Origin of the sequence: Rhodococcus sp. EPR-157 (assembly GCF_001647195.1) — a bacterium.
Lineage (GTDB): Bacteria > Actinomycetota > Actinomycetes > Mycobacteriales > Mycobacteriaceae > Rhodococcoides.
Map to the genome: position 1 here is coordinate 1 of NZ_LVCV01000008.1, position 4,019 is coordinate 4,019.

Annotated in this window: 3 protein-coding genes and 1 pseudogene; 2 read left to right on the plus strand and 2 right to left on the minus strand. The window is 61.0% G+C overall.

The features are described from left to right. Positions 1–156 precede the first annotated feature (156 nt). Together A2J03_RS00250 and A2J03_RS00255 are read right to left on the minus strand one after the other, a co-directional pair. On the minus strand, positions 157–630 hold the full coding sequence (locus tag A2J03_RS00250; RefSeq protein ID WP_068368105.1) for a 2,4'-dihydroxyacetophenone dioxygenase family protein: 474 nt from the start codon (positions 628–630) through the stop codon (positions 157–159). A gap of 138 nt (positions 631–768) precedes the next feature. After that, positions 769–1,833 (minus strand): helix-turn-helix domain-containing protein, encoded by a 1,065-nt coding sequence (locus A2J03_RS00255; RefSeq protein WP_068368109.1) that lies wholly within the window; start codon positions 1,831–1,833, stop codon positions 769–771. 425 nt (positions 1,834–2,258) lie between these two features. On the opposite strand from A2J03_RS00255, the gene A2J03_RS00260 reads away from it, so the two are divergent. Both A2J03_RS00260 and A2J03_RS00265 read left to right on the plus strand, forming a co-directional pair. Next, positions 2,259–3,287, plus strand: coding sequence for an AraC family transcriptional regulator (locus A2J03_RS00260; RefSeq protein ID WP_082897492.1), 1,029 nt, complete (start codon positions 2,259–2,261; stop codon positions 3,285–3,287). A gap of 286 nt (positions 3,288–3,573) precedes the next feature. After that, positions 3,574–4,019: pseudogene (locus tag A2J03_RS00265) on the plus strand (hypothetical protein); the annotation flags it as partial.

Below are 4,019 nucleotides of genomic sequence, written 5' to 3' on the forward strand. Positions count from 1 at the left end.
CGATGTCGCTTCGCTCCCGTCGAGGAAGGCGTCGGGGAGCTGGTACTGCTCGAGCGTTTGCTGCAAGGTGGAGTGGCCGGGTTCGATGAGAGCGGTCATGTTAGTGCCTTTCGTGTTACGAGGAGATTGTGGCGACGCTTTGTGCTGCTTCGCTTTTCACCATGTGGTCAGGTCACGGGCGGGGACGCCGAGGGTGCGGCAGTGGTTGTTGTAGCGTTCGAGCAGGGTCTGCCAGTTGTCGTAGCCGACGCGGTTGCCCTCGTCGTCGACAAATTCGAGCGAGCCCTGGATCACGGCGAAGATGATGGTGGGCTCGTCTCCGTCGAGCATGGTCGGTGCGTGTGTGGACCCGGCCGCTTCGACGACGGAGTCCCCGGGTCCCGCGACCCATCCTTCGTTGTAGGTCCAGGAGCCTTGAACGACGTAGACGACAACGGTGCCGGGATGGAAGTGCTTGGTGAGGGTTTTGCCGGGTGGAGTCTTGATGAAGACGATCATCTCGCCAGTGGAGGGATTGAGTTTGACAAGTTTGATCTCCGATCCGCTGGCTTCGTCCCAGGGGACCCAGATGTTGCCGAGGTCGGGAACGTAGCTGGCGACGGCATCGTAAGACGTCTCGAGTGTGGTCATGGCGTTCTTCTTCCTGTTTGGGCAGCGGGCTGTGCTACGGGGGTCTGATGTAGGCGCGGCAGGCGGCGTTCGACGCGGATCTTGGCGCGAGGGCCCCAAATGTTGTTGTCGTACAACAACATTCGTTTCGTCGGGTGCTCAGTAATTGAGGAGGCGGTACTTTTCCAATTTTTGGTAGAGCGTGCCGCGAGAGATCTCCAAACGCGCGGCTGCTGCGGTCTTGTTTCCACCGGCCTCGGACATCGCAGCTTTGACTACTTCGTACTCGGCGACTTCCAGTGGACTCAAGTGGCGGTGGAGCAGTCGCTCGGGTTCCGCGGTAGCCGGGACCGGCCGAGGAGAGGTGCTCTCGGCGTCGATTCTGACCTCGAGCAGTGCTCCGCTGGTCGGTTGATGCTCGTCGATCCGGGTGATCAGTGCCGTCAACGTGGAGGCGAGATCGACTGTCGATCCCGTCTTTTCACCCCGGACGGCTCGCCACACGGTTCGGTGATCGAGGCCGATGTGGGAGGCAATTTCGTCTGCGATGATCGTTCGTTCGTCCACCGCGATCAACGGTGACGATGTACGCCGGCTTGCGTGGAGGTAGGCGTCGTAGAGGCGGCGTTCTCGGGAGGTGAGATCGCTGTTCAACGAATGACCGACGTCGTCGGCCATCGACTGGGCCGCCCATCGAAAGAACTGATTGGCGTCGCCTGCGCGGCAGGTGACGTTGACTGCTCCGACTATGCGGCCGGTCATCGGATGACGAACCGGTGCCGCAGCACAGGCCCAGCGATGGAACGATCCCACGTAATGTTCGGCGCCGACGACCACTGCCAGCCGACCGGTTTCGATTGCAGTACCGATGCCGTTGGTGCCGACCTTGGACTCGTCGAACACCGCGCCGGGCACCATATGCACGCTGTCGAGATCGCGGGCCAGGCTGTTCTCGCTCGTCCACCTCCACAGAACGTTTCCCCGCTTATCAGCCAGAGCGAGGCTGGTGCTCGAATCGGCGAGCGATTCCGCCATCCGAAGTAGGACAGGTGTCGCAACGCGATGGAAGTGTGAGTCCGCGGGAATTTCGGTATGTGGAATTGGGACGTCGAGTGGGTCGATGCCGCTCCACTTCGACCGACGCCAAGAGGTCAGAACGTTGTGGTCGACAGGCACGGTGAGTTGACCGGCATGAAATGCCTCCCACTGTCGCAGTACCGACATCGTTGACCTCCTCTCATTTCGTACTCGACAAGTGTGCATCAGGTCACAACAGGACGGAGTGTTCGATTTTTGAACACCGACCCTGGGGCGGGGCGAACGTCCGGCTACCCGGGCAACGGGCGAGGCAGCGTGGAGAAGGAACTGCGAGAGGAGGCATTACCTCGATGGAAGTGGGGCCGTGGCACGTGTTGGCATTCGGTGAGCGGACGACCCCGTCATCCGGCCCGCACTACAGCGACAATTCGCTTCCATTGAACGGAATCGACGTTGTGATTTAGGGCACTTTGGACTAACTGTTGTGGCTATGACCGCTCCGATCGATTGGGAATCAGCGCACGAGTCGCACATCGCCTCAAAGCGCACGGCCAGTCCTTCAGCGCAGCACCTCCACAGCGGCCAGTCGATGAGTTGGGTCCCAACGTCGGGTGTCTGAGCACGATCTCGAACCTCACACCCATGGTCTGTCGATCTTCAGCCGAGACCTCGACGAAGCGCGCGTCCTTGGCGACGACCTTTACCACACGCATCAAGTTACAGTTCTCGGGCGACGCCCAGCCGACTTCGCCATGCACATCGAAGCAGCTCGCCTGGGCCCGGTGACAATCGGTTGGCTGTGGTGGGATACGCACGTCCGAGTCAGAACTCCGCCGTTCGAGTCGGCCTATCACGTCAACGTGCCCATTCGCGGTGAGGTGAATGCCGCGTGCGGTCCCAGCGCGAGTGTGGCGACGACGTCCCGCGCACATGTCTACCGATGCGATCAGGACACCGTCATGCGTGGCTGGGGGGATGGCACTACGCGCGTTCTCGCCGTGAAGATCGATCGGCGGGCGCTCGAGAACGAACTGTCGAGTCTCATTCGACGCCAGGTCGAAGAGCCCATCGAGTTCGAGTTCGATCTGGACCTGAGGAAGCCGCACGTGGCCACGTGGGTGTCCCTGCTGCGGGATCTCGCGACGCAGTTGCGTGATCCGAACTACCTGCAACCGCACCCCCTGATGGCAGAGAGTCTCGGTCGGAGCATCATGACGGGCCTGCTCGTCAGCGCGCGTCACGACTACTCGAGCGGGCTGCAGGCGTTGGACCTGCAGCATCGCAGCGGTGGTCCGATGAAGCCGCCAACGGCGCCAACCCTGCAACGGGCAGCGGATTACGTACATGCCCACCTGGCAGAACCCATCGACGTTGCGTCGATCGCGCGTGAAGTGAGCATGAGTCCGCGATCTTTGCAAGAAGGCTTCCAACGTCACTTCGGAATGACGCCAACGACTTACGTTCGAATGGAACGCCTCCGCGGAGCGCGCCGTGATCTTCTGCGAGCCGGCTCCTCCGAGAATGTCACCGATATTGCCTCGCGCTGGGGCTTCATGCACCTGGGCCGGTTCGCGGGTAGCTATCGCGAGTGCTTCGGTGAGACACCATCGGAAACCCTTCAGGGTTTCCGGGCTCTGTAGCCCACAAAGCATTGGTCGGCCGGCGTGACGGTGACGCTCGCGGCGGCACGTCCGCGCAATCCGGATACCGAACGGGTGATGCCACACGGTGGCCGACGGACCAGGGCAAACGTGCTTCTGATGCCCGGTTGACAGCCGCGTTTCGCGGATTGTGAGCCATGCCACTCACTGGCAGGCTCAGACGGGACATCGCGTCACCAGGGCTTTGCAGCATCTGGATTGGATCAGCAGCACAGGGTCGACCGAGGTGTCGACGCCCACCTGAAAATCGGCAGAAGGAGCGGATATGCCCTACAAGTGGATCGCCAAAGAAATAGAAACGCTCGATCCTTACGTCGACTACGAACGCATCTGGAAACTGACGACCTGCTACTACGTCGACAACTTCCTCATGAACTACCTGTATTCGGTGGGGGTTCCATACTTCATGTTGCCGCCTTGGGGTGGGGAGACGCTGGCGCGCGCCAACAAGGGCAAAATGATCACGGCTCCCGATGCCCGGGCAGACGACACCAGCAACCACTTCTGGACCTGGTTCGAATTCGGTCCTAGTGACGAGAAGACGCGTCGGTCCATGAAGGTCGTCAACAACGGACATGCCCGCATGGAAAAGCTGATGCCGGGCAGCTTCGCGCACAACGACGACTTCGTCTACACGCTCGCCTGGGTTGCATGCGACATTCACCGCCTTCGCATACGGATTGGCCTACCTGGTTACACCGAGAAGCAGAA

What these genes read in the sequence shown, in the direction of transcription:
- A2J03_RS00250 (WP_068368105.1), bottom strand. Translation starts at nt 630, where the DNA reads ATGACCACACTCGAGACGTCTTACGATGCCGTCGCCAGCTACGTTCCC.
- A2J03_RS00255 (WP_068368109.1), bottom strand. Translation starts at nt 1,833, where the DNA reads ATGTCGGTACTGCGACAGTGGGAGGCATTTCATGCCGGTCAACTCACC.